Source organism: Paenibacillus oryzisoli (assembly GCF_001653565.1).
Lineage (GTDB): Bacteria > Bacillota > Bacilli > Paenibacillales > NBRC-103111 > Paenibacillus_E > Paenibacillus_E oryzisoli.
Window position 1 is genome coordinate 390,650 of sequence record NZ_LYPB01000073.1, and the last position, 22,858, is coordinate 413,507.

The 22,858-nt window shown below is 41.9% G+C and carries 24 protein-coding genes; 1 reads left to right on the forward strand and 23 read right to left on the reverse strand.

From position 1 onward, the window contains the following. Window positions 1–4: 4 nt before the first annotated feature. The 23 genes from A8708_RS20030 to A8708_RS20135 all read right to left on the reverse strand — a co-directional run bounded on the left by A8708_RS20030 (window position 5) and on the right by A8708_RS20135 (window position 21,517). Window positions 5–1,042, reverse strand: a complete 1,038-nt coding sequence (locus A8708_RS20030; RefSeq protein ID WP_068666635.1) for a glycosyltransferase family 2 protein — start codon at window positions 1,040–1,042, stop codon at window positions 5–7. 2 nt (window positions 1,043–1,044) lie between these two features. Beyond that, window positions 1,045–2,238, reverse strand: coding sequence for a glycosyltransferase (locus A8708_RS20035; RefSeq protein WP_068666637.1), 1,194 nt, complete (start codon window positions 2,236–2,238; stop codon window positions 1,045–1,047). Continuing rightward, window positions 2,231–2,836, reverse strand: coding sequence for an acyltransferase (locus tag A8708_RS20040; RefSeq protein ID WP_068666639.1), 606 nt, complete (start codon window positions 2,834–2,836; stop codon window positions 2,231–2,233). The genes A8708_RS20035 and A8708_RS20040 overlap by 8 nt, the downstream gene beginning before the upstream one ends. Window positions 2,837–2,859: 23 nt before the next feature. Beyond that, a complete protein-coding gene (locus tag A8708_RS20045; RefSeq protein WP_068666640.1) occupies window positions 2,860–3,582 on the reverse strand; it encodes a glycosyltransferase family 32 protein in 723 nt (240 codons plus the stop codon). Between the two features lie 151 nt (window positions 3,583–3,733). Beyond that, window positions 3,734–4,921: a nucleotidyltransferase domain-containing protein gene (locus A8708_RS20050; protein WP_068666642.1), complete on the reverse strand. Its 1,188-nt coding sequence runs from the start codon at window positions 4,919–4,921 to the stop codon at window positions 3,734–3,736. 21 nt (window positions 4,922–4,942) lie between these two features. Continuing rightward, on the reverse strand, window positions 4,943–5,398 hold the full coding sequence (locus A8708_RS20055; RefSeq protein ID WP_068666644.1) for a lasso peptide biosynthesis B2 protein: 456 nt from the start codon (window positions 5,396–5,398) through the stop codon (window positions 4,943–4,945). 35 nt (window positions 5,399–5,433) lie between these two features. Beyond that, window positions 5,434–7,236, reverse strand: coding sequence for an ABC transporter ATP-binding protein (locus A8708_RS20060; protein WP_068666646.1), 1,803 nt, complete (start codon window positions 7,234–7,236; stop codon window positions 5,434–5,436). Beyond that, window positions 7,233–7,541, reverse strand: coding sequence for a lasso peptide biosynthesis PqqD family chaperone (locus tag A8708_RS20065; RefSeq protein ID WP_068666648.1), 309 nt, complete (start codon window positions 7,539–7,541; stop codon window positions 7,233–7,235). The genes A8708_RS20060 and A8708_RS20065 overlap by 4 nt, the downstream gene beginning before the upstream one ends. After that, window positions 7,538–8,473, reverse strand: a complete 936-nt coding sequence (locus A8708_RS20070) for a phosphoenolpyruvate carboxykinase (ATP) (protein WP_068666649.1) — start codon at window positions 8,471–8,473, stop codon at window positions 7,538–7,540. Before A8708_RS20070 ends, A8708_RS20065 begins: the two co-directional genes overlap by 4 nt. Window positions 8,474–8,588: 115 nt before the next feature. Then, complete coding sequence (locus A8708_RS35540; RefSeq protein ID WP_157264903.1) at window positions 8,589–8,717, reverse strand: paeninodin family lasso peptide; 129 nt, start codon at window positions 8,715–8,717, stop codon at window positions 8,589–8,591. Window positions 8,718–8,731: 14 nt separating this feature from the next. Next, window positions 8,732–10,675, reverse strand: coding sequence for an asparagine synthase-related protein (locus tag A8708_RS20075; RefSeq protein ID WP_068666651.1), 1,944 nt, complete (start codon window positions 10,673–10,675; stop codon window positions 8,732–8,734). 205 nt (window positions 10,676–10,880) lie between these two features. Next, a complete protein-coding gene (locus A8708_RS20080) occupies window positions 10,881–11,888 on the reverse strand; it encodes a nucleotidyltransferase family protein (protein ID WP_068666653.1) in 1,008 nt (335 codons plus the stop codon). Continuing rightward, window positions 11,857–13,647, reverse strand: coding sequence for an ABC transporter ATP-binding protein (locus A8708_RS20085; protein WP_068666655.1), 1,791 nt, complete (start codon window positions 13,645–13,647; stop codon window positions 11,857–11,859). The genes A8708_RS20080 and A8708_RS20085 overlap by 32 nt, the downstream gene beginning before the upstream one ends. A gap of 29 nt (window positions 13,648–13,676) precedes the next feature. Next, window positions 13,677–14,129 (reverse strand): signal peptidase I, encoded by a 453-nt coding sequence (locus A8708_RS20090; RefSeq protein ID WP_068666658.1) that lies wholly within the window; start codon window positions 14,127–14,129, stop codon window positions 13,677–13,679. After that, on the reverse strand, window positions 14,119–14,385 hold the full coding sequence (locus tag A8708_RS20095; protein WP_068666660.1) for a PqqD family protein: 267 nt from the start codon (window positions 14,383–14,385) through the stop codon (window positions 14,119–14,121). The genes A8708_RS20090 and A8708_RS20095 overlap by 11 nt, the downstream gene beginning before the upstream one ends. Further along, window positions 14,385–15,170, reverse strand: a complete 786-nt coding sequence (locus tag A8708_RS20100) for a hypothetical protein (protein WP_068666662.1) — start codon at window positions 15,168–15,170, stop codon at window positions 14,385–14,387. The genes A8708_RS20095 and A8708_RS20100 overlap by 1 nt, the downstream gene beginning before the upstream one ends. A 90-nt stretch (window positions 15,171–15,260) precedes the next feature. Further along, complete coding sequence (locus A8708_RS20105; protein ID WP_204787602.1) at window positions 15,261–15,446, reverse strand: hypothetical protein; 186 nt, start codon at window positions 15,444–15,446, stop codon at window positions 15,261–15,263. Between the two features lie 27 nt (window positions 15,447–15,473). Beyond that, window positions 15,474–17,189, reverse strand: a complete 1,716-nt coding sequence (locus A8708_RS20110) for a hypothetical protein (RefSeq protein WP_068666666.1) — start codon at window positions 17,187–17,189, stop codon at window positions 15,474–15,476. Between the two features lie 21 nt (window positions 17,190–17,210). Beyond that, window positions 17,211–18,494 carry an efflux RND transporter periplasmic adaptor subunit gene (locus tag A8708_RS20115; RefSeq protein WP_068666668.1) on the reverse strand — a complete coding sequence of 428 codons (1,284 nt, stop codon included), beginning with the start codon at window positions 18,492–18,494 and terminating at the stop codon, window positions 17,211–17,213. A gap of 45 nt (window positions 18,495–18,539) precedes the next feature. Next, on the reverse strand, window positions 18,540–19,211 hold the full coding sequence (locus A8708_RS20120; RefSeq protein ID WP_068666670.1) for a CpsD/CapB family tyrosine-protein kinase: 672 nt from the start codon (window positions 19,209–19,211) through the stop codon (window positions 18,540–18,542). Continuing rightward, window positions 19,192–19,953, reverse strand: a complete 762-nt coding sequence (locus A8708_RS20125; protein ID WP_068666672.1) for a YveK family protein — start codon at window positions 19,951–19,953, stop codon at window positions 19,192–19,194. Before A8708_RS20125 ends, A8708_RS20120 begins: the two co-directional genes overlap by 20 nt. Before the next feature lie 212 nt (window positions 19,954–20,165). Continuing rightward, window positions 20,166–20,468: a helix-turn-helix domain-containing protein gene (locus A8708_RS20130; protein WP_068666674.1), complete on the reverse strand. Its 303-nt coding sequence runs from the start codon at window positions 20,466–20,468 to the stop codon at window positions 20,166–20,168. Beyond that, entirely contained in the window at window positions 20,465–21,517 is a 1,053-nt protein-coding gene (locus tag A8708_RS20135) for an HD-GYP domain-containing protein (protein ID WP_239696776.1), read from the reverse strand. The genes A8708_RS20130 and A8708_RS20135 overlap by 4 nt, the downstream gene beginning before the upstream one ends. Window positions 21,518–21,747: 230 nt before the next feature. Between A8708_RS20135 and A8708_RS20140 the strand changes: the two genes are divergently transcribed. Further along, window positions 21,748–22,476 (forward strand): hypothetical protein, encoded by a 729-nt coding sequence (locus tag A8708_RS20140; protein WP_420848587.1) that lies wholly within the window; start codon window positions 21,748–21,750, stop codon window positions 22,474–22,476. Window positions 22,477–22,858: the final 382 nt, after the last annotated feature.

The window sequence follows — 22,858 nt, forward strand, 5'->3', positions numbered from 1 at the left end:
CCCTTTAAATAGATTTACTTTTTAATTTGCTATATTTTGTGCAAAAGTATAGACCGGCTATTGATTTTTTTTGAATTAAATAGGTCATAAGCTTCTCGTATCTGCCTAGATTATCGTATTCTTGTTCGCAGAAGAGCGGTAAAGCTTCAGATACGATTGGATGTTTGACCATATTGGTTACATACCTAAACCTTTGATGAAAACTAATTTCATGGGTAGGATTTAGATATACGTGAATATTAGCCATTACACTTCTCATCAATTTAGTTGATTTTAGTTGCTTAACTTTATGCTGGTTCCCAATAATATCTTCTACTTTTGGCACGTCTTGGAGATACACTTCTAAGGCACGCTTGAAGTAATCCTTCTCTAAAATGTTTCTAGTTGCACTTCCAGCTACTTCTCGATAATGATATCCCCGATAACTTTTCGAAATTACTAATTGAGCATGGCTGAAAAAGCTCATATTAAAATACCCATCTTCACCTAGCGGCATATTCTGGGGAAACTCAACCCCATGATCAAAAATTAATGTTCGTTTATATAATTTGTTCCATACTGTATTCATTTGGTCTGACTTTAGTAAATAAGTTATAATCTCTTGTTCAATGAAACCTCTTGCTAATTTTGTATCTGTGGGAAAAGGATATGTAGTAATGACCTTACTACCCGCAATTTCTGTTTCAAAGATCGAAATAACTACGTCATAATCTTCTTCTTTAGCTGTCCAATACAGCGTCTCAAACATATCCTTCTCAACATAATCATCCGCATCTACAAAACCTACATACTCACCACTCGCTAACCTTAGGCCATGATTCCGCGCCATGCTTACACCTTGATTGTTTTGATGTATGAGTTTAATTCGCGAATCAAGTTTAGCGAAGCTCTCAATGATTCCAGCGCTTCCATCTTGGGATCCATCGTTAATGAAGATGAATTCACATTCTTCTAACGTCTGACTGATAAGTGATTCGATGCATGGCACTAAGTATTTCTCTGCATTATACACAGGGATAATTACACTTACTTTTGTACTCATGTCTATATCACTCCGTATAACTTATTCAATTCCCAAGTATTACTATAATCTTGCCGTACATTATTGTTCATGAAGCCCGTTCTGAGTTCACTTCGTGTATACATCTCTTCAATTCCTTCCGCGATACCCTCTACACTTAGCTCACAGATCATACCATCCACACCATCTTCAATCTGACTACTCGAAGTCGGATAGTTGGTAATTATAATAGGTTTACCTAAGATTTTGGCTTCCGTTACTGTCACTGCTTTCCCCTCGTAACGAGATGGTTGTACATATAAGTCACAAAGCTTGATATACGGATAGGGATTCATTTGCTTGCCGACTAGAATGAAACTATCCGTTAAGTTGTTCGCCACGATCAACTCTTTAAGCTGTTCTTCATATCCCCCATACCCTACAACAAACCATTTGATGGATGTTAATCCCCTATCATGAAGCAACCTCAAAGCTTTTACAGCCATATCAAATCCTTTGACATAAGATAACCTGCCGACGGATACGATGTTAAAGTGATCCTGATGCTCAGCATCTAGGTGAATATGATCATCTGCCATTTTTCGAATAAACGCTGGAGATGTAATGTTCTCTATTAATTGAATCTTCTTTTCTAATGTGGGGTATGTCTTAATGAACGCATCTGTACAGGCCTCGGAGATGGAAGCAATGGCATCGTATTTACACCATACTGCCAGATCCATTTTATTATCGATCTCTAATTCACTATAATCCGTATGTATCCATGCAATTTTTTTCACAGCATCTACCTTGCTAGCGACAATATCATGCGGCCATGCATAACTAATAGCTAGATCATATTGCTTCCCTATCTTCGGTAAGAAATACGTTGTATATTTTTGAACAAGCTGCATCTGTATGTAACCAGATCCCTCCTTCAGCTTCCTGACTTTTGCCTTCCATGTCGAAATGGCTTTACTCAACACTCGGATGCCTAAAGCTAGAAGTTGCCCTTTCTTTAAACAATCCAACATGGATGCACGAAATACCGTATAGCTATCTATCTCTGGCAAAAGATTTACTTTATCAGGTATCAAACTCAAGAAGTCTCCTGAATGTTTGCAAATAAATAAATCCACTTCGTATTTGCTGTAATCAAAGCTCTCCAGCATGTTAATCAAGCTTCTCTCAATGCCACCAATCTCCATATCAAACACAGTAATAAGAATTTTACGCATATTGAATGTAGCTCTTTTCCCTTTTATTTAAGAATATGGTATTCGCAGGTACATTTCCTTTCACAACACTTCCCGCTGCAATAACCGCATTATCACCGATTACCGTATCTCGAAGAATAACCACATTAGAGCCTACCCACACATTTTCACCAATAATAATCTCTCCCTTTACAAGGTGTTCGCCAGAGTTTTCACGAAAATTATGATCATGATCATTTATACTAACGTTAGGTGCAATTTTAGTGTTTTTACCAATCGTTATCTTGTAGACACAATTGATGTTGCAATGATCATTAATAAACACCTTCTCCGCAATAAACAATTCTCCATAGTGATCCACTCTTATACTTGCGTTCTTTCTTATAAATACGAATTTGCCAATGTAGATCCTGGCATGTTTGCTAAACACATCAATTCTACTGTTCGTCTGTAATGAGAAAATAGATGACTTAATATTTCTATAGTAGAGAAGCTTGTTGAGGCATGCTCTTAGAATTCCTATGGCATGCGATGCATTCATGATAAACATGTAGTAGAATCCCCTACCGCGACCATCATTTATTAGTGTGCTTAGAATTTTTTTACCTAGGATCCACATGCCTATTCTCCTCAAGAATCATTTTAACTAAGTAGTTTGCGCAACCTAGCAATATTATCCCCACCAATCACTTTCGCCAGCTTCACCTTGATCTGGCCCTTCCACCTTGCCTTCAGCGGCAGCCAACTCTTGTAGAAATGGTGCATAGCATAAGTATCTCCCGTTGTTAGGGTTCTGCAATTGATATAGTCATAAGGGGAAAAATACGTCTGGGGGTAGAACGCCGCAATCCCATCTAACTCTTGATATTCACCATTCGCTTTGACTCCCCAGTCGCTAAGTATCTTGGTAATCAAAGCCACATTGGTTAATGAGTCATAGGTACCATCCGAGCGTATGAAGTTTTTATTCGTATAGGAATCCAAGAAAACCTGGATTAACTTGTTCTGCGGGGCAGCTCCGATCGTGGAAGTAGCAATGTAATTCTCTTGCTCGAAACCCCAAAAGGAGTCATGATGCAATAAATCATCAAAGGGTTTGAATACTTCTACATCCGTGTCTAAGTAAATCCCACCAAAGTGATAGAGTGCATAGACCCTTACATAATCGCTAACGAAAGCATACTTCCCTGCTTGATAAGCCTCTTTCACATAGGGATTGCTGTTCAGATCAAAATTACTATCGTTCCACTCTATGAATTGATATCCAGGTAGTTGAAGATGCCAGCTTTGTATGCATCGCTTCACGATATCCGGCTTTTCATTATGTCCAAACCAGCAGTAGTGAATAGTTTTGGGAATTTTCATGGGATACCTCTCTCCTCTTTCGAGAAACATAAAAAGTTCTTAATAAAGAACCTTTACTTATCTCAAGTATAGTTCTTTATAAAGAACATGTCAACACCATTGTACTTCAATAGAGAACGTTTACATACAGCTTGGTATTGCCATAGCTTGCCTATGACAACACATGTTTTTTTGTTTTTCTCCATGTCCACAGGAAAGGTCGTAAAGGAAAGTAGAGTACGTGTAAGGGCTGAGGCAATTTTAATGTTTCAGCGTCCTCCGGATACGGATATAAAAAGCTTAATACAAATAACGCTTTCTGCCAGTACGTCATTAAGGAAAATAGATGACGTTTATGATACTTTGAAATATGTTCTGGAACGGGATCCGTATGAAGATTCACTTTTTGATGAATGTAGAAATAAGCATCCTTCGCGAGATTTTCTCCTCGTCTAGCCATAGCGATAGACTCAAGCTCACTGGTTATCGGTGTTTGTAGCAGCTTAACGGCTAGTATGATTGCTTGTGCAGCAATATGCTTCTGACTATATTTCTTCAGTTGATACTTAAGCTTATCGTACGCCAGATCCTGTCTAAGAATCCGGTCGATATCCGCGAGCCAGCGTAATCGTGACCAGCCGTGACGAGCACCGTGCGACGCAAGAAATAGCAATAAATCCTCTCTTCCTAAATAATAGACAGGATGTTTGGCGAAGGAACACTTTCGTTTACCTTCCCAGAGTTCATTGAACGTAGGTTCCTTCCCTGGACCGGGGCCTAATCTCCAATGAATTTCGAGTTTAACGCCCTTCTGCGGATGTTTATACGTGATGTGATGATGCCGCCATTTCCAATCGCCAAGAATCGTTTTGTACACGTCCTCTTTCACATAACCTAGTCCAATAAGCATGGCTTCTGCTTGCATCAGGTTATCAATTGGAATAAGGATATCTAAATCGCTGCAAGTACGGAGTGATACATCCCCATATAGATCTTCTGCTAGCACCGGCCCCTTAAGAACTAAGACACGAATGTCGGCTTCTTCGAAGTGTTTGGAAATACTCCCCATCTCCGAGCTTAAATGCAGCATAGAGAACGTGTTGCGTTGATAGTCTTTCTGCAGTTGTTTTATGACATAGGCTGGAATGCGCTCGTCATCCATTTGCCTAAGCTTGTCATATACATTTGGATACACGCGATGATGTCTTGTCAGCACAAGCAACTCGTCCCAATCCATGTCTTTGAGATCTTCATTCCCAATAGGGAGTTGCTTTTCGCCTGACGGCATATGCATGAGTGCGAGCAGCAAAGTTAATTCTTTGGAAAATAGTGTGGATGTCGCTTGCGAACTGATAATCATCTCGATCCTCCTAACCTCATTCTATCTGTTGCAATGATTTGCGAATTTCCCAACAACAACATAACCATCCTTCCCCTCCGCGCCGGTAATGAAGAAGGGACCGCTCCGAAGCCAGGCATGCGCAATCATTTTACCCGTTTCATCTTTACGCGTACCCATATAAAGCGTAGAGGAAATTTCGCGTCTCTTTAACATTTTCATAGCTGCGATCGCCCTGACTAGGCACTTACTTTCCCATACTGTATGACGACTGATGATCCCAATGGCATCATGAATCTGGATGAGATCGACTTTCCGAATATTAGGTTGATCTTGCACTGATTCCTCCATAGATTTACCTAACGAAGGCGCTATCTTGGCAAAAGGAACCGATATGAGAATCCTGGCCCATGCCAAATAAATAAATGCCTCTACAAATAGAAACATTGTCTTCCTATTTAATGAGAAGAACTTTCGCATAAACGTTATCTTTACCATCATTGACTCCATCCAAATAATCAATATGAATGCTATTAGCCATTCTTTCGTATCACATTCTGACTATCAACTAGATGATTCAGCAAACTTCTCTTTTCATTAGCAAGTTGACTGAAGATCCCCCGCTGAACGATGGCTCCTTGATCAATAACAAGAACTTGATCAGCATTGCGAATCGTGGACAAGCGATGGGCAATCACGATGATTGTCATTTTACCCTTTAACAAATCCAATGCTTCTTGAATTAGGGTCTCATTGTCCGTATCGAGTGCACTAGTCGCCTCATCCAATACAAGAATGGATGGTTTGCGCAGTATCGCTCTTGCCAATACAAGTCTTTGACGCTCGCCACCGGATAATCGAACCCCACGATCACCAATTGCTGTGTCCAAACCTTGAGGGAGCTTCGCAACAAATTCGGCTGAGGCCGAGAACACAAGCGCATCATGGATTTCATCTTCGGTAGCGTCTGGTTTAACCAACAGCAAATTCTCCCTTATACTTGCATTGAACAAGAAGGGATCCTGCGATACATAACTAATGGAGGCACGGAACGATAATAAGCGCTCTTGTGTCAATGGCACGCTATCCACCAAAACATGCCCTTCTTCTGGCAGCATAAGGCCCATTAGGATGTCAATTAATGTACTTTTCCCTGCTCCTGAACGCCCTACGATCGCAGTCATTCGATTAACTGGAATTTGTAAATTGATGTCACGTAGTGCATACACGGATTGATTCCGGTTATAGCGGAAATAAACGTGCTGACATTCTATATGATCCTTTAACGCAATAGGCTCGATTGGAGAAGCCTTCTTAATGGTAAATTCTTGTGATTCTGCACATTCATCATGAAGCAATTTCAGTGCTGTGAAGGCAGGAACCGAAGCGGCTATGGTCTCCATATTCGTTTGGATCCCATTCAATCGAGGCCACAACCTTGAAAAGATTAGAATAATTAATAATAACTGTTCTAACTGTGACTGGAAGATGCCAACGGAAAGGAATATGAAGAGCGCGATAAAAAGTGCCGCTGCCGTCTGATACACGAATTGCGATGTATTCTTCAATCTGACGTGAGCAAGCTGCTCTTGTTGTATTCGACTATCTATGTCCTTCATCCAAATCATACGGGAATGCTCTAGCATATTACTCTTAATGTCTTTTATTCCGTTTAATTGATCGGTAATACCCGCGAGGTAATGTTTCCCCAAGTCCATGGAATTCTGCCCGATGACTTGGGATCTACGTACGAATTTCCGAAAAATAATCGCGACAGCCAACCCGCAAATCAAGACAAAAATGGCTAACTTTGCAGATAACCAGAAAGCTAAAGCAATTTGGATCCCCGTAAAAATAAGTGAAGTAACCATCTGTAATCCAGCGTTAATTCCACCACTGACACCAGCTATTTCAGCCGTCAATGAATTTACATAATCTGATTTTCTACGTTTCAAGTGAAAGTCCCATTTTGCCTGCAACAATGAGCTAAACGTATCCAATCTAACTCGATGCATAAACCCCTGGTGAATCTTCGTATTCCCTTCGGTAATCATCCATTTCATCAAACCTTGACCTAGTACGAGTAGGACATAAATGCCTAATATAAGGGTTAAGCCCCAGATACGTGGCAATTCTCGTAGGAAATCAAAAGCGGCTGATATCGGAATATGCGTAACAGATAAGTCAAAGATTCCACTCATATTCAACATCGGAAGGAGCATAATAATGCCAATTCCTTCGAATAGACTAATGAGAATCATACCCAGAAGACTTACATACAACTTCTTGCCTGTATTGGCATACAATCGTTTGGTCCAGTAAATAATGGCTTTCAACGTACATCCCCTGTTTCTATACGAAGAATTAGCCCCTCTTTAGCCATATGTTCTAGAAACGCAACTACCTGGCCTTCGCAAACAGATCGCTCAACATTGTATTCTCCCATTAATTTATGAACGAGATGTTCTACTTGTATGGGTTCTTGAATCATATCCCAAATGATGCCGCCAACTGACCCCAAATTGTAGTATTTTCCATTCTCGATACTTAACATTACCTTTTCTCCCCCCATATCGCTTACGATATGGCCGTCCTTCTGAACAACTTGTTGGGTTAAATCAATGGTTTGATTGGATATCATGAGATATGCCTCCTATTAATTGTTGTAATGATTGTAGATACGAGATCTGGTGCCGTAAATTTAGATACAGGGCGTTCTAATCGATAGAGGCTTAGCTTATTCACGAGCTTAGCCGTCATGTCAAAATGCCAAGATGACAGGTTCAACCTATGAACTAAAAAATTTCGAAAGGTGTGATGGTACAACATGGATAAGCATTCGAGATTAGGCATCCGCCCAATCGCCACGTGCTCCCCATCGGATTTGACTAATTCGAAAATCCCTGCGATGGGTACAGGCTTTGACTCATAATTCGATGCAACAGGGATTGAAAATTTGGTTTCCCTTTTAAATAACGGGCGATAACCAGCTGATTCCATTCCGAAGTGATCCATGCTTTCTTGCCATAGTTTCTGCTGCGGATAAGAAGGTGTTACATAGGCTGTTTGTTGATCGGATGAGAAGGAAATGGCAATGACGTCATCACTTAATAACGGATAACCTTGCTTCATAATGGCGGATGCAAGCGTCGATTTGCCAGCTCCTGAATCACCCACGATCGCATAGGCATTTCCTTCAATAACAACTGCACTACCGTGTAAAGGAAGAATCTTTCTTTGAAGCAACAGCGCTCCCATACAAGATCCTAATATATAAAGCCTAATTTCATCCTTGTCTGAGCCAATGGCGGGTGAAATGAGAATCTTATTTCCATGTTCAATGTAAAAAATACCTAAATGAGGAATTTGAAAAATGACGCTTCCCTCACGAACCGTATACTTCCCAAGTTCCGCTTCCATGCTAATCCATAATTGGGATAGATCCGCAATCTCAATGGTAATATCAGGAGAACCCTGAATGTCATTTAGTTGTACTAACTCAGGTAAGTGAATCGTACTTACCACGGTAAATCCAAAAGCTCGATAATACATGTCTTTTACAGTACTTATCATCATTTCCCACTCCAAGCTTTGTCTTCTAAATTCTGATATTTTTAAAAAACGAGCCCTCATACTTTCCAGTATAAGGGCTTTTAACACAGGAATTTTGAAGGTTATGTAACTTGACCTAGCTAGGCCCCATTAGGTGTTCTGTTTGGTTCGTGTCCAAGAAATCCCGTTTTTGGTCCGGAAATCCTGTCATTGTCATTTTCACATCAAGTACTTCCAATTCTGGTTTTTCCCATGTTTTGTTCATATACTCACCTCCCTTCAAGCATTTTTTTGTAAGAATCTGTACATAATTAAACTTCGCATTAGAATGCTATAATCTGCGTCGAATGGATTATTCGGCCGCGTGGTACCCTGAATTCTAGCTATTGCTTCCTTGACAACTGGAATGTTAATGTATGACGAGATTTGAGGGTCATCGGCAAGCTGCTGCAATTCTTCGATAAATGATTGCCAGTCCGGCACCATGCGATGAATGCCATCCGCCCCTTGAACACCTCGAACTCGCTGATTTAATCTCACTTTATCCGGTAATAAGCCTTTGGTCGATCTCCTGATCAAGGCCCGATCCATACCGTCTTTCACGGTCTGGTTCTCAGGAACAGAGAGACAGAACTTAATCACTCGCAAATCATTCGATGGATCTCGATTCCAGACTCCGTAACGCAGCGATGATTTGGTGCCACAAGTACCATTTAGATTCCAGACAAACGTTTGTTCAAAGTGTTTTTTTCTCGTCTCGAAAATATTGGACGGACTTGTAAACCCATTTGAATCAATATCGTATGCCTGCAGCTTGTTGTAAACATCGGTTCGCTGGGCAAGATCAGGATGGATCAGCTTCGGGAAGTGATAGTTTACTTGCTGCCCGTTTCCGCGATTCATGAACGGATATGCCTTTTGAGCGACAGCTTTCATGAACCTTGTCTTTTTTACACCATTATTAGCGCTGTACATTTCCATTTCTCTAAAAAGACGAATCCACTTCATTTCTTTCAATAGGGAAGCGTAATGGGATAAGGCAGGACCCCATGAGATTGTATTATTTCCTCTGGCCCCACTTAAGAGTATTCCTACACCTTGCTTCTGCGCCTTCTCATAGATGCCATTAATCCAGTAGGAATTCTCAAAAATTTTATAGGGCATTTCCAACATCTCCAGCCAATCATCCACTTCGGTTAAGGCGCTCTTCCCTTTAAAATCTAAATAGTTATCATTGATGTTCCCAACATGATTGACAGTCGAATGGATGTACGGTCTTTCGTCCGCTACTTCACTTTTAGGTGTCCAATCGATATAATCATCTACTGGTATATAGCTGTACGTATGTAATTTGTTATTTTTCTTATGCAACTCTCTAGCCGCCAAACTAACGATTGTACCAGAGTCAAGTCCCCCGCTTAAGAAGGCTCCAACCTGACGATGCGTTCGCAGCCGAGATTGGATCGCTTGTTGAAACACATCCAGAAACGCCTCTTCATAATCTTTATCTGACTTTAACTTCAATCGTTCTTCTTGCTGCGTAATTTTGCAATATCTCGATACAGTCACTCGCTCACCTTTAATCGAAATCGCATGAGAGGGAGGTAACTGTTGAATGTCTCTAAACACAGTTGACGCATCGTCAACGCATTCAATTACACCAGGATTGGCTAAGTACTCAGCAATCCAATGTTCATTTATACTTTTATTAACATGGGGTAAGCTTAGCAAAGGCTGAATGACCGTGCAGAAAGCGAAAGCTTCCTTGTCACAATGATAGTAGAGAGTCCGGCTACCCGAGAAGTCTCTGGCTCCAAACAGCAGCTGTTTTCTCTCGTCCCAGATCATAAAAGCGAAGTCGCCAATCAAATACTTAGGAGCTTCCTCGCCCCATTTGCTATAGGCTAGTACAATCAACTCGCTGTCTGTCATCGATTGCTGCCTATTCGCCTCTACTTGTAGAAGGTGGAATAGCTCATCACGGTTATCAATAATCGCATCAGCGGCTACTACTAATCCTCTTGCTGAATCATAGTATGGATTGCGTTCCCCCACGGATTCCGGTGTAATCCATTGTGAATGGCAGCCCAGGAAAATGTCCTGATCATACCATGTCCGCACATCATCTGATGGATACTTCTGCAATCCTTGCATTAACTTTTGGCCATATTCAGTACTCACATGATCTTGTTTGAAATGACGGATCCCCGTTATTGCACTCATACTTTCCCTCCATAGCCAAATCTCAAAGATAGCATTCTTCCTATATATTCTTAGTAGAGAACATTTAATGGTGAGTTTCTTATACAAAGAGATGGCGTAAGCTCCTCCTCGTCGTTCTCTGCGTGTTCTCTATCTGCTCTTATTTCGTTCTTTATCAAGAACAATCTCAGAATATCATCTTCTATCTCCACTGTCAACAGCCTTATTAAAACTTTTTTATTCTGCTAGAAAACCTTGAATTTACCAATTGTGATAAGGTATGGAACATGGCCACCAAGGTATGCGAAGCCGAGTCAAAGTTAAAAAATTTGTTAATTATCTTGTTCGCTAATGTCACCAAATAACGGCTGCCAGACGGACTGCTTCCCTTCTTATACGAGACAGGCAGCTCTTTAACATCCCCGAGATGCGGGAAATGGCCATACACGTTCACTAACGTACGGTGTATCCTTTTTAACGTTTGATGTGACGCTGCATCTTGAAAGAGCGTTTCAAAGCTAATGTCACCGCCGTGGCGATGGATCATTTGCATAATGTCGATATAATATTTGGGCGAGTCCATATAATGACTCCAACCGTGCAAACAGATCATATAGAACGTATGATAGACGGAGAGCTCCTTTACATGCTGGTAAGATGCAAATGGCGTCGCCTGCTCCCAGAATTCACTCATGTTGATATTGGAGGTTTGTTCCACAAGTACATTCCAATGCAGCTCAACGGTCAATGGAATCGAGCTAGACGGCAATCGTTTGGAGAAACTCCAATGGAAATGGGATGGAGACCTCTCTTCCTCGATGACGAACCCAAGAGACTTTAGACATTGAATGGCAGAACCCAATTCGGACTTCTGAATTAATACATCAATATCTGAAGTTGCTCTAGCACCGAAATGCCCGAAATACTTTTCAGCAAATCGAACACCCTTTAATGGAATCACAGAAATACCAGCTGCTTCGAACTGGCGAAGAATTTGATCCTGTTGATTCCTGATAAAAAAGTTGAGACAACGCGTCTCATCAAGGAGCTGCTGTAAACGTTCTTGAACAAAAACAGGCACTTCGGCCCATTTTCCCTGCTGATGGAGTAAAGTGAACATTTGTGAGCCTAAAGAATACCGGTTAACTTCCTCAAGTGTCCTCTCATATACCATCGAATCCTCTGGAAGAGCAGTATGCGGGTCATACAGCGCTTTGATCAAAGGCATCAGCATAGCCCCACTCTCCTCTCTTTGATTCCATTCCTTGCAAATGTCGGTATACCCCTTCTTGTTGCATAATCTCCTCATGTCGCCCCATTTGTACAATCGTGCCTTTATCCATCACGATAATATAATCTGCCCTGTGAACGGATGCTAGGCGATGTGTAATAACGAGCGTGGTTCGATTATGCATAAGGCGATCTAATGCCGCTTTCACATGATATTCCGTTTCACTATCTAAAGCTGAGGTTCCCTCATCTAATAACAGGATTGGTGCATCTTTCAAAATTGCCCTTGCAATCGCTAATCTCTGCCGTTGTCCGCCCGAGAATTTCAACCCATTTTCCCCAATTTCGGTCTCATAGCCCTGGGGCAATGTAGAAATATAGGCATGGATTCCCGCCATCGTCGCGGCTTCAATCATTTGTCTATCGGTAATATCAGGCCGCGCAACTAACAAGTTATCTCTGATTGTTCCGCTGAATAGCATGGTTTCCTGCGAGACATGGGCGAATAGACTTCTTCGCTCAGATATTGAAAGACGCGAGATTTGGCGTCCATTAATTAAAATTTCACCTGTTTGCGGTTTGTAGAAGCCTTGAAGCAAATTGAACAGCGTCGTCTTCCCAGCTCCACTTAAACCTACGATGGCTACGATTTTCCCTGCTGGGATATGTACATTCAGGTGTTCAAATAAATGGGGCTGCCCCTCATATTGGAAAGTAATGTCGCTAAAGGCAATCGAGGATACCAAGGGTTCCACCCTCATCGCGGCTGGGAAATCATCCGATTCCGCTTCAATCTCCAATACTTGAAATATGCGTTCCATAGCAGACATCGATTTCTGTAAGCCAGCCCATTGTCCAGCGAACTCTGTTAATGGATACACCAAATGATTGACGAGATTAATAAAGGTGAGTAAAGCCCCTACAGTTAACACACCTACAGAAATATAGTACGAACCCAAACACAAGCTGACTAGAAATGTGATTGAAGCCGCTGCTTGACTCCCCACATAAAACCATCCACGCAATCTAGCATTGTTCAATTCCAGCGCGTAAAGCTTCTTATTTTTAATCGCATATTTCGTGAATATCGCTCTCTCCATAAGAAAGGAGCGAATAACGAAAAAGCCTTGAAATGTTTCATTTAACAGCACATTGAACCCAGCAACCAAACTCTGAATTCGCCTATTATTATTACGCAGTAGTATGCCGAAGATAACCCCAGAAACCATAGCCACTGGTGCTACAAGTGCACATAAGAGCGCTAATTTCCAATTGATTTGCAGTACATAAATGAGAACAGCACCATAAATAAAAGGTAACTTAATCAAATTTATTAAAGAGCTGCCGATAATGCCATCCAGATTATGAATGTCATTCGTGAAATGAGCTAATAAATCACCAGAATGAATACGATCTACATGTTTACCTGGTAATTGTAAAATATGTTTAAAGAGTTGCTCCGAGAAGTCCCTTTTTACGGCATTGGTAGCAATCGTCTCCCAAAGAGTATTCAGATACGTGGAGGTAATACTGATTACAACAAGTGTGATACCAAGAGGCACTAACCATTTCATCCGTGTGATGTCACTATGAATTGCCGCATCTGTAATCGAACCGAAGAACCATGAGAATCCAATAGTTAGCATAATTTCAACGAAGAGTAAGAGGAGTAGACCTACGTAAGGCCTTCGGTGTTGCTTGATATAGGGCTTCAAAACCTTATACGTTCTGCGAGCTTCATTCATTTTCAATAAACCGTTCATCTCGTCGACACTCCATACTCATTGTACGATTACGATTTCGCAAGTTGACTTCGAACCAAACATTGAACTAATCGCGATAACAGAGGGAGTGAACGTATAGCCCAGCTCCACATTCTCGAAGCTAGATTCGTCATGCGAATAAGCCGTCCATGACGGTTTATCCAAATCAGTGTTCCGATGATCTGATCCTGTGCGATCCATTCGTCATGCGTTACATTCGTATCACCTTTGCACAGATAGTGTGGTTGTTGATTGTTCATCACGGTCTGAGTCAACCGGTGAGCGATTAAATGACCATGCTTAGCACGAAATAGGAGAACATCTCCCACCTTCATGACTGATGCTTCTATGCGAACGAATCTACAAATATCCCCCTTTATAATAAAAGGATACATGCTCATCCCCTGCGCAGGCAGATCAATCCAGCCTTTTTTCTCAATAGTTCGCACAATGATCTGATCGATGCCCTTATCATCCAGCAAGTTGAACAAGACCCCGATCCATCATATCATGGAGAAACACTTCGACTTCGGATTCTACATCGGTATGAACTGACTGGAATTCGTTGCGCACCGCTTCAGCAATCATGTCTATGGTTTGCGCAGTCCCTAGCAGAGACCAGCAGAATCCACCTACACCATTCAGCTTCGTTAACGTGTACGCATCCGTATTCAGGATAATCCATTCCATATCAAGCTCAATAGACTCATAATTATTCATTCGCACATATTGCGTCATTACGAGATCAGCTCCCAAAAAGTATCATTTTTCTGAAAATGCAATTCGTTAATCGTGACTGTTTTGGCCAAAACCAATAACATATGCAGGATATTAACCGTTTCTTCCAAGCTATGTGCCCAATAAAACACTTTATCGACGAGTTGCAGAAAACCATCTGATCGGCTAAGTGTTACCTTGTGATTGGAGACCGCTTGATGCAATAAATAAATACCTGCTAGTGCACTCTTATCCATACTTCCTGATCGCGATAATTCACTTCGAAAAGGCGAGTCGAACACAGTAATCCCATCTGGTGTAATCTTAACAATTGAGGCTTCATCGGAGAGAAGCTCACGAGGATCAGACAATTTCGCAGCGGTTGATTTGCCAGCACCAGAGTGACCAGCGAACAAATAGGCCTTATCCTTCTCGATCACACAAGAAGAATGAATAAGTAGTCCCCACTTGGTATGCACGAGAAATGAGCTGTACAGATTCATGAACGCATGTTTCAATGCTAATTCATTGTGCACGGAGATCGCTGCTTCACGATAATCACTATCCACCACGATGAGATAATCAGACCTTCGATAGACAATCTGATTGTTCTCTTCTTGCTTAATAGATACCTCGTAATTGACGAAAGGAACACCATATCCTTCATGAAGCCGAACCCTCATATGAGGGGTAAACGATGTTGCGGGTACAATTGCGAAATTGCTCCGAATCCAATCCAAAATCTTATCGGACTGGCTCTGAACTTGAATATAATGCTCACCAATGATCGTATGAATGTATTCCATGCTTCTACCCCTCAAGACTTCATTAGTAACGGAGGCCAACTACGATGTACAGCATCTCATTGACCTCCACAGAATAATTATTTATAGTTTCTAGAGCTTACCGTTCCCTTTACCTTTATGCGGTCCTGTGTAAGGAGGATTCGGATAGTTAATGCCACCATTTCCTTTACCAGGATGGTTCAGATTACCATGGCCCTTATTCCAACTTTGGGCGGTCTCAAACCTTACCGGCTGCTGACTTAATACCATGGGTGGTGAATACACTTTCTGCTTCATAGACGAATTGTCCATCTGTCTTCTCCCCTATTCTTTCAACGTTTGAACGAGTCTTCTTACTTCTCCGAATGGGGTATCTATGACCTCATAGAGACGAAGAGTTAATGTAGCTTCTAAAGTATCCGCATCGAAGGTCAGAAGTTCTGTACCCGTCACTAGCTTTTTCTCACCCGCGAATGAGAACACTTTCGATGTCATAATGCGGTTTGATGCATCAGCTACTTCTAATCTTAGTTTGGAAAAGCTCTGATCTACGACAATCTCATCCTGCAGCTTAACATTGAAATCAATCCCTAATTTATAGGAATAATTAGGTCCGTTTCCTACATTGAAGCTTCTTTGCAGGGATGTATCATTTATTTTTACCTGAAATGGATAGAACGCGAGGGTATTGTCTGATGTATCTACCACTTTCGTCTTGAACGCTGCAATGGTGAAGTTATATGGCTCGACCTTTTTGCCATCAAGAATTTCCATCGTTAACCGCTCACCCGTCTCTGAGTTTGGCACGACAAACGTATAGTAGATCACGTAGCTGATATTGGGGATTAACGTCTCTACTTTCGTTTCTTGCCTAGTTCCTGAGAACTTTTTACCATTAGCAATAGTAAGCACCGTCTGGAACGAAGGTACTGGGACGGAATCGCCACTTTTATTTAACAATTTGAACTTAGCAACCACGGCTTTGAATCCACCGCCTGCACTCTCGCTCATGTTCAGGTCAACCATGGACACCTCAATATCCGATCGGATCAGTTGACTAATAGGATCGAACTGAATCGGCTTGTTCAACTCATAGGACCCAAGTGGGCTCAGTAAACGAGTTGAATTGGTTGCCCCTAATAAATTAATCATCAGTCTGCCGATGGTGTAAGAGATATGTGTTTTATCCTCCCCTACGAAGTCCTCTGGTGTTAGCACCGTTAAGTTCTTCAATTCGGCTTTACTCTTGACCGGTATGGCGTAGTGCACATAATTTTTTTCACCAGGATCTAAGATTAGTTCATCTTGCTCCAGTCGCTCACCAATATATACTTTATTCCCTGACTTCCCATTTATACGAAAATCAGGTACAGAGATTGGCTTGTCTCCCGTGTTGGTTGCAAGGAAACCAACCACAGTCTTGATCCCATTCGGCGTATTCTGTTCATTCAAACTAACGGGTTGATATTGGATTTTGTCCGTCAGCATTGGGATAGTGAACGTGTCCTGCCACTGCTTGATTTGAGCTGGGTCAGAAAGATTCGCTTTCTCCCCCTTCCACTCCAGATCCGCGATAGGCAGCGAGATAATCCGCTTCTCTTGCTTCGGATAGACGAATTCATCTACATCCGACCATGACAGCTCATCCAAAGCAAATACGTCATAACGATCTACAACATTGAAATAGCTAAGCTCGATGGTTTCTTTCGGCTGAATATTTCTCGCATTTGCTTGACTAGGACGCATAATGTATTCCAAGCCCTCGTTCGTTTTCACACGAACTTCATACTCTGGAATCCCGACTAAGCGCTCGCCAGCGTTATAGTAACGAACAACAGCGCCAATTCTAGTTCCCTCAGAAGTAGGTTCATTTAATACACTTTTCACATCAACTTGAAGTGATTCTGTCAGCTGGTAACGACTTAATGTGTAGGATTGTGAATACTTCTCATCAGCTGCAACATGGAAAGATGCCGATGGAATGACCAGAGAGACGGCTAGGATGAACATTATCGTCGTTTTTTTCCAATGTATTTTCAAATAAAGTCACTCCATTTTTATTTATTGCTCTTCAACTGCCGCTACTTTAACTTTCGCTTTATCCACTAGAGAGCTAGGATTGATTTTCACAACCATCTCGCCTTCCTTAAGACCAGAAAGCACCTCTTGCTTAGGTTCATTTAATCTCCCCAATTGAATACTACGTTTCTCGGCCGTATCACCTGAAACTACATAGACATAAGCATTATCGCCTTCTCTAACAATGCTATAGGTCGGTACGGTCAATACAATAAGATCCTTTTCCTCTGCCAGTTGCAGCTTTAACTTCGTGCCAGGCTTTAAGCCAAGATCCTTGTTAGGTACTTCAAGATTAATTTCATAGGCTTTCGTTTCCGGATCCATCACTTTGGAGAGATAGCTGATAGCTCCTTGAAACTTTGTTTTGTTGTTAGGAAGTAAATAGGACATGACGGTCTTCCCATTAGCTAACTTCAATTCTTCCTCAGATAGCTGGGATTTAATTCTGATCGGATCCAGCCGTTGAATCATTGCGATCTGAGCTCCTGCCCCAATGCCCATCCCAGCTTCAAATGGCATCTCCGTCATAAGACCGCTCACGGTAGCTTTTACTTCAAGGTTCTGAGTCGATTGCTCAACCTGCTGCAGGGCAAGTTTAGCCCCTTTCAGTTGCGACTCCATCTCCGAAGTCAGATCAATCGGATCAAATGTTTGTAATTTAACTTTCATTTGATCTAGGTCCATCCGAGCATTCATCATCTGCGTTTCCATCTGGTACAGCTGAGCTTTGGTTGCGAGTCCAATATCAAAATCATTTTTCATTTTATTGTAGCTGCGGAGAAGTGAAGCCATCCCCAATTCCATTTTTTGAATGGTATTACTCAACTCGGATTTCTGATTTTCCGTTTCTTTCTGCCCTCTGATGCGTGCTTTGTCCATCGCGTCTTGCAGCGTCTTAACGGTTGCAGCTGCTGCTTCCCGGCTTGCAAGAATTTCACTCGATTTTAGCTTTAAAATGACATCGCCTTCTTGAACCATATCGCCGCGCTTCTTCATAATTTGCTCAACTTCACCGGTAGCTTTGGACATGATTTTAAATTGAGCAGAGAATTGTACTTCTGCGACGCGCTCAGGCGAATCGCCAATTCGCTGTGGAATTACCTTGAACACTCTAACCGCTTGCTGCGATTGATCCGCATAGACTGAATTTGCATCTGTATTCTGGATTGCTGTGTCCGAACATCCCGCCAAGATCCCTATACTGAGCGTTAAAATAGAAGCAATTCTTACAGTTCGCGACTGTGGCTTTCTTCTTTTTTGTCTCATTCGCTATAAACTCTCTCCCCTTACTTTATTTTTCAAAAGGATTGATTACAGATAAGCATCTGCCTGATTATCTTTGACTTCATTAAGTACTACGCCAATTAGCTTCATATTCGCTAACATGAGCTCTTCTTTCACTTTCTTCGCAATATCACGTTTGACTTTGCCATGCTCGACAATAAGCAGGACACCGTCACTCTTGGATCCCATAATCTTGGCATCTGTTATCGTCAATAGCGAGGAGGCATCAATAATGACAATATCGTAGTTCTCTTTCAACGTTGCGAGTAAGGCATCCATTAACTTAGAAGCTAACAATCCCGAAGGATTCTGTGTCCTAGATCCCGAAGGGATTAATTCGAGATTTTCTACCATCGTCTCTCGGACGATTTCATTCATGCTAATTTGGCCATTTAAATAATTGGTTAGCCCATGGCTGGGTTCAACGCCAAATGCCAAATGAATGGAGGGATTTCGCAGATCCGCATCAAGCAGCATGACTTTATTGCCAATCTGAGCATAGGCAACAGCTAATTGAATCGCAGTCGTTGTCTTCCCCTCACCTCGACTTGCTGAAGTGATGGTAATCGTTTTGGCCTCACGGCCAAACACCGAGCACTCGATGTTAAATCGCAATGAACGATAAGCTTCTGAGGTCGAGGAATTATGGAGAATTTGCTTCAAGGCGAGAGAAGTCGAACTAGTAGATAGTTTTCGCATATGAAATATCCTCATCATTTTTTCTTAGTTTATTTTTCCGTTTCAACTTCATCTTTCCGTACTTCGCTTTCGGAATGTAAGCCAACGTTGAAAGTCCGAACACTTCTCGAATATCCTCATCTGTTTTCAACGTATCATCTAAAGCATCCAGCAATAGAATGATACCAATTGTAGCAGCCATGGAAGCAAAAAACCCGAGGATGATATATTGATTCGACTTCTGATTCACCGGAGTAGGATTGTCCTGAACTTTGGCTCGATTCAGAATGGTAATATTATCAACCTTCATGATATGAGGGATTTCTGTTTGGAACACATCGGAGACAGCATTTGCAATTGCAACAGCTCTTTCATGTGAGAAATGTCTCACGACAATCGACATCACTTGCGTATCATTTAAATTAGTCACGTTGACGATAGAAATTAATTGATCTGTTGAAACTCGTAAATCAGGGTAACGCTGGACGACTTTATCCATAATAGCTGGGGTTTTAATGATTTCTTTGTATGTATTGATAAGTGCCATATTCACACCAATCGCACCATAATCGATCTGCTCTGTACCCAGTTGATCTTGCTCAAATGTTTTATTCACAATTAATTTCGTTGATGCCTGATAGATTGGCACATAGTTTGAAGATGTATACATGCTTGTGAGGAAGGTGCAAATAAAAACGACAATAACAATAAGCCACCATCGCTTCTTTATAACCATCAAATATTCCTTAAAATTAATTTCCATGATTCCCCTCCAATAGAAGTCTATTTCGATTTTCTATGATACTATTTGTATCTTAATTGTTACTCTTACTTTAAGATACTTTTCGTATCATGTCAACACAATATTCTCGCTTTTTAGTTCCAAATCGTATCATATTTAAGCGCGCTTGCGAATGCAAAAAGCAGCACTTTCCCCCTAGAGGATAGGCTGCTTTACGAGGTAAAACTCTCTAATTATCTGATTCCCACTGATGCTACGCGGACTGACTCACTTGCACCTAACCGCGATACGAGTAGAGCTTGCTGCAACAGCAAGGCTAACAGCTTTCGCATGGAGCCGATACCGATTTTACCCATAATATTGGCAAGGTGAATTTTCACCGTTTTCTCACTAATACAGCAATTTTCGGCAATTTCCTTGTTGGTATATCCATATGTAGCGAGCAAAGAAATGATTTCGATTTCACGTTGAGTTAGCCCATAATTTGAATAAAATTGGAGTAAAACGTCTGACTTTTCTGAGATCATTGGCTTCATATGACAACTTCCTTTATATGAATGTGTCTTTCCCGACTAAGATCAAGAAAGGAATTTTCAATTTTCACGAGCGGATTCGTATCATCCGTTGGATTAATATAGACGACTTCACCCCAACGGCCATCCGTGAGCAGCACTTGTCGGCCTACTAGATTGTTGATCATATTCTGCAAAAAAACAGAAACGATATGCGGATCTAATTCGCCAAAGAAACCTTTCCTTAAGCGGCTGACGACCTCGTGAAAAGGCATCATTTCGTGATAAGGCCGTTTCGATGACATCGCATGGAATACATCTGCTACAGCTACGATACGACTCATTTTATCCATTTGACTATCTTGCAGTTGCAGTGGATATCCCGTGCCATCTGCTCGCTCATGATGCTGCAACGCAACCAGAGCTACGCGATAGTTAATGCCTACCGTCTCACGCAGCATGTTATAGCCGTAAATGGTATGCTTTTTAATCTCTTCATATTCTTCCTTCGATAATTTACCTGGTTTCATGAGAATTTCTTGAGAAATTTTAATTTTCCCCACATCATGCATGGTTGCCGCTAAAGATAAAAGGGCCACTTCTGTGTCTGCGAGCTCCATCCATTTGCCAATAAGCGTTGACAGCACGCCTACGCCAATATTGTGTTGATGCGTGTATTCATCCTTCGCTTTGACAGCTTGAAATAATTGGAAAAGATCGGGATTATCGGCCGCCTGCTGGACGATAGGAATTAACTCTGACTTAATCTCAAGCAGTGGTATTTTCTTGTGCGTCTGAATGCGTTCGAACAAATCCTTGGCATATTCCGTCGCTCTCTCAACTAGACGATTCGCTTCATGAGCAGGTGCAGATTGCATCTGATCGTCAGATATAGTCGTGGTTACGATATCCATCATATCAATGCGATGCTGCTTAAATAAGTCCAAATGCTCTTGATTGAGAATGGTATGGATAGGAACTAAGACTAGCCCATAGCTTGTTGTCACATCGTATCTTAATCTTTTACCCAATAGGTCTCTCAAGAAATCCCGCTCCATTAATTTCAAAATCATACCAATTTCTATTATATACGACATATCCTTTCGTATATATGGGAGAATTAACCTATATTTCGACAAATTCGCCTAGGTTAATTTTCCCAGTTACTTCTATTCTAACATGACTTATGACTTATAGGTCTAGCGATCCTTAACTTTTGTTATTTGTTAACCGTGACATCCGTCTATCCCCCTGCATATAGTAAGTATCGACTATCCGCTTTTACCTAAGGAGGACTTCACGAATGGCAACGAACAAAAAACAAGAACTGCGCGACGTAGAACTTGAAACAGAGATTTCACAAAGCGCAGCAACGGATTCAGACTACCCAGCTGCTTATTATCCACCAAGTACACCGTACCCTTACGGCTATCCCGTACCCCAATATTACGGCTGGGTACCCACCTATGATCCGCGTGGGCTAGGCGGCCTCGGCATCCCTGGCTTCCCTGGCATAGGTGGCATGCTACCTGGATTTCCAGGCGGGCAAGGCGGTTTCGGTGGACCTGGTGGGTTCCCAGGCGGACCTGGCGGGTTCCCAGGCGGACCTGGTGGGTTCCCGGGCGGACCTGGCGGGTTCCCGGGTGGACCTGGCGGGTTCCCGGGTGGACCTGGCGGGTTCCCGGGTGGACCTGGCGGGTTCCCAGGCGGACCTGGCGGGTTCCCAGGCGGACCTGGATTTCCACCTCCAGGACCAGGAACAGGGCAAGGCGGATATCAACCGCCGACTTCTGCGCCACCATCTCAAATTCCGCAAAAACCACTTAAAGCTCCTGGTGTATACGCCGTAGATCCAGGCGGCATCTCCCGCTGCTTGTTCAGATTTACGTATATCTGGCAAAGCAACGGCCAACAGTACTGGTATTTCCCAGTGTTCGTTGGACGGACATCGGTTTCTGGATTCCGCTGGACTGGATTCTCATGGATATTCTTTGGCATAGATTTGCGCTTTATTGATTCCTTTACTTGTTAATTGTAAATGGTAAAAACCCAGGAAACATCCAATTTCGTGGATGTTTCCTGGGTTTTTGCTGGCTAGCTACTCAATTGGGCAAACTATTCCTACTTCTACTTCTACTTCTACTTCTACTTCTACTCCATACACCGCTCCCAACATCCAGCCTGTCTCCGCCGACCAATAAACAATTTAAATGGATTTTATGAAGCTAATTTTGCTGATTTTCACCTTTTGGGAGCATTAGATGGATTTCCTACAGCTAATTTTGACCATAATTGGCCAATCAGCCGATCTCGCTCATATTAGCTGTACTTTTTCGTTACTACTTAGGTCTTCCAATAGGAAGACTTCTTCTATTTAAAGGTATTCCGTTCCCACATGTCGAAATGAACACGCA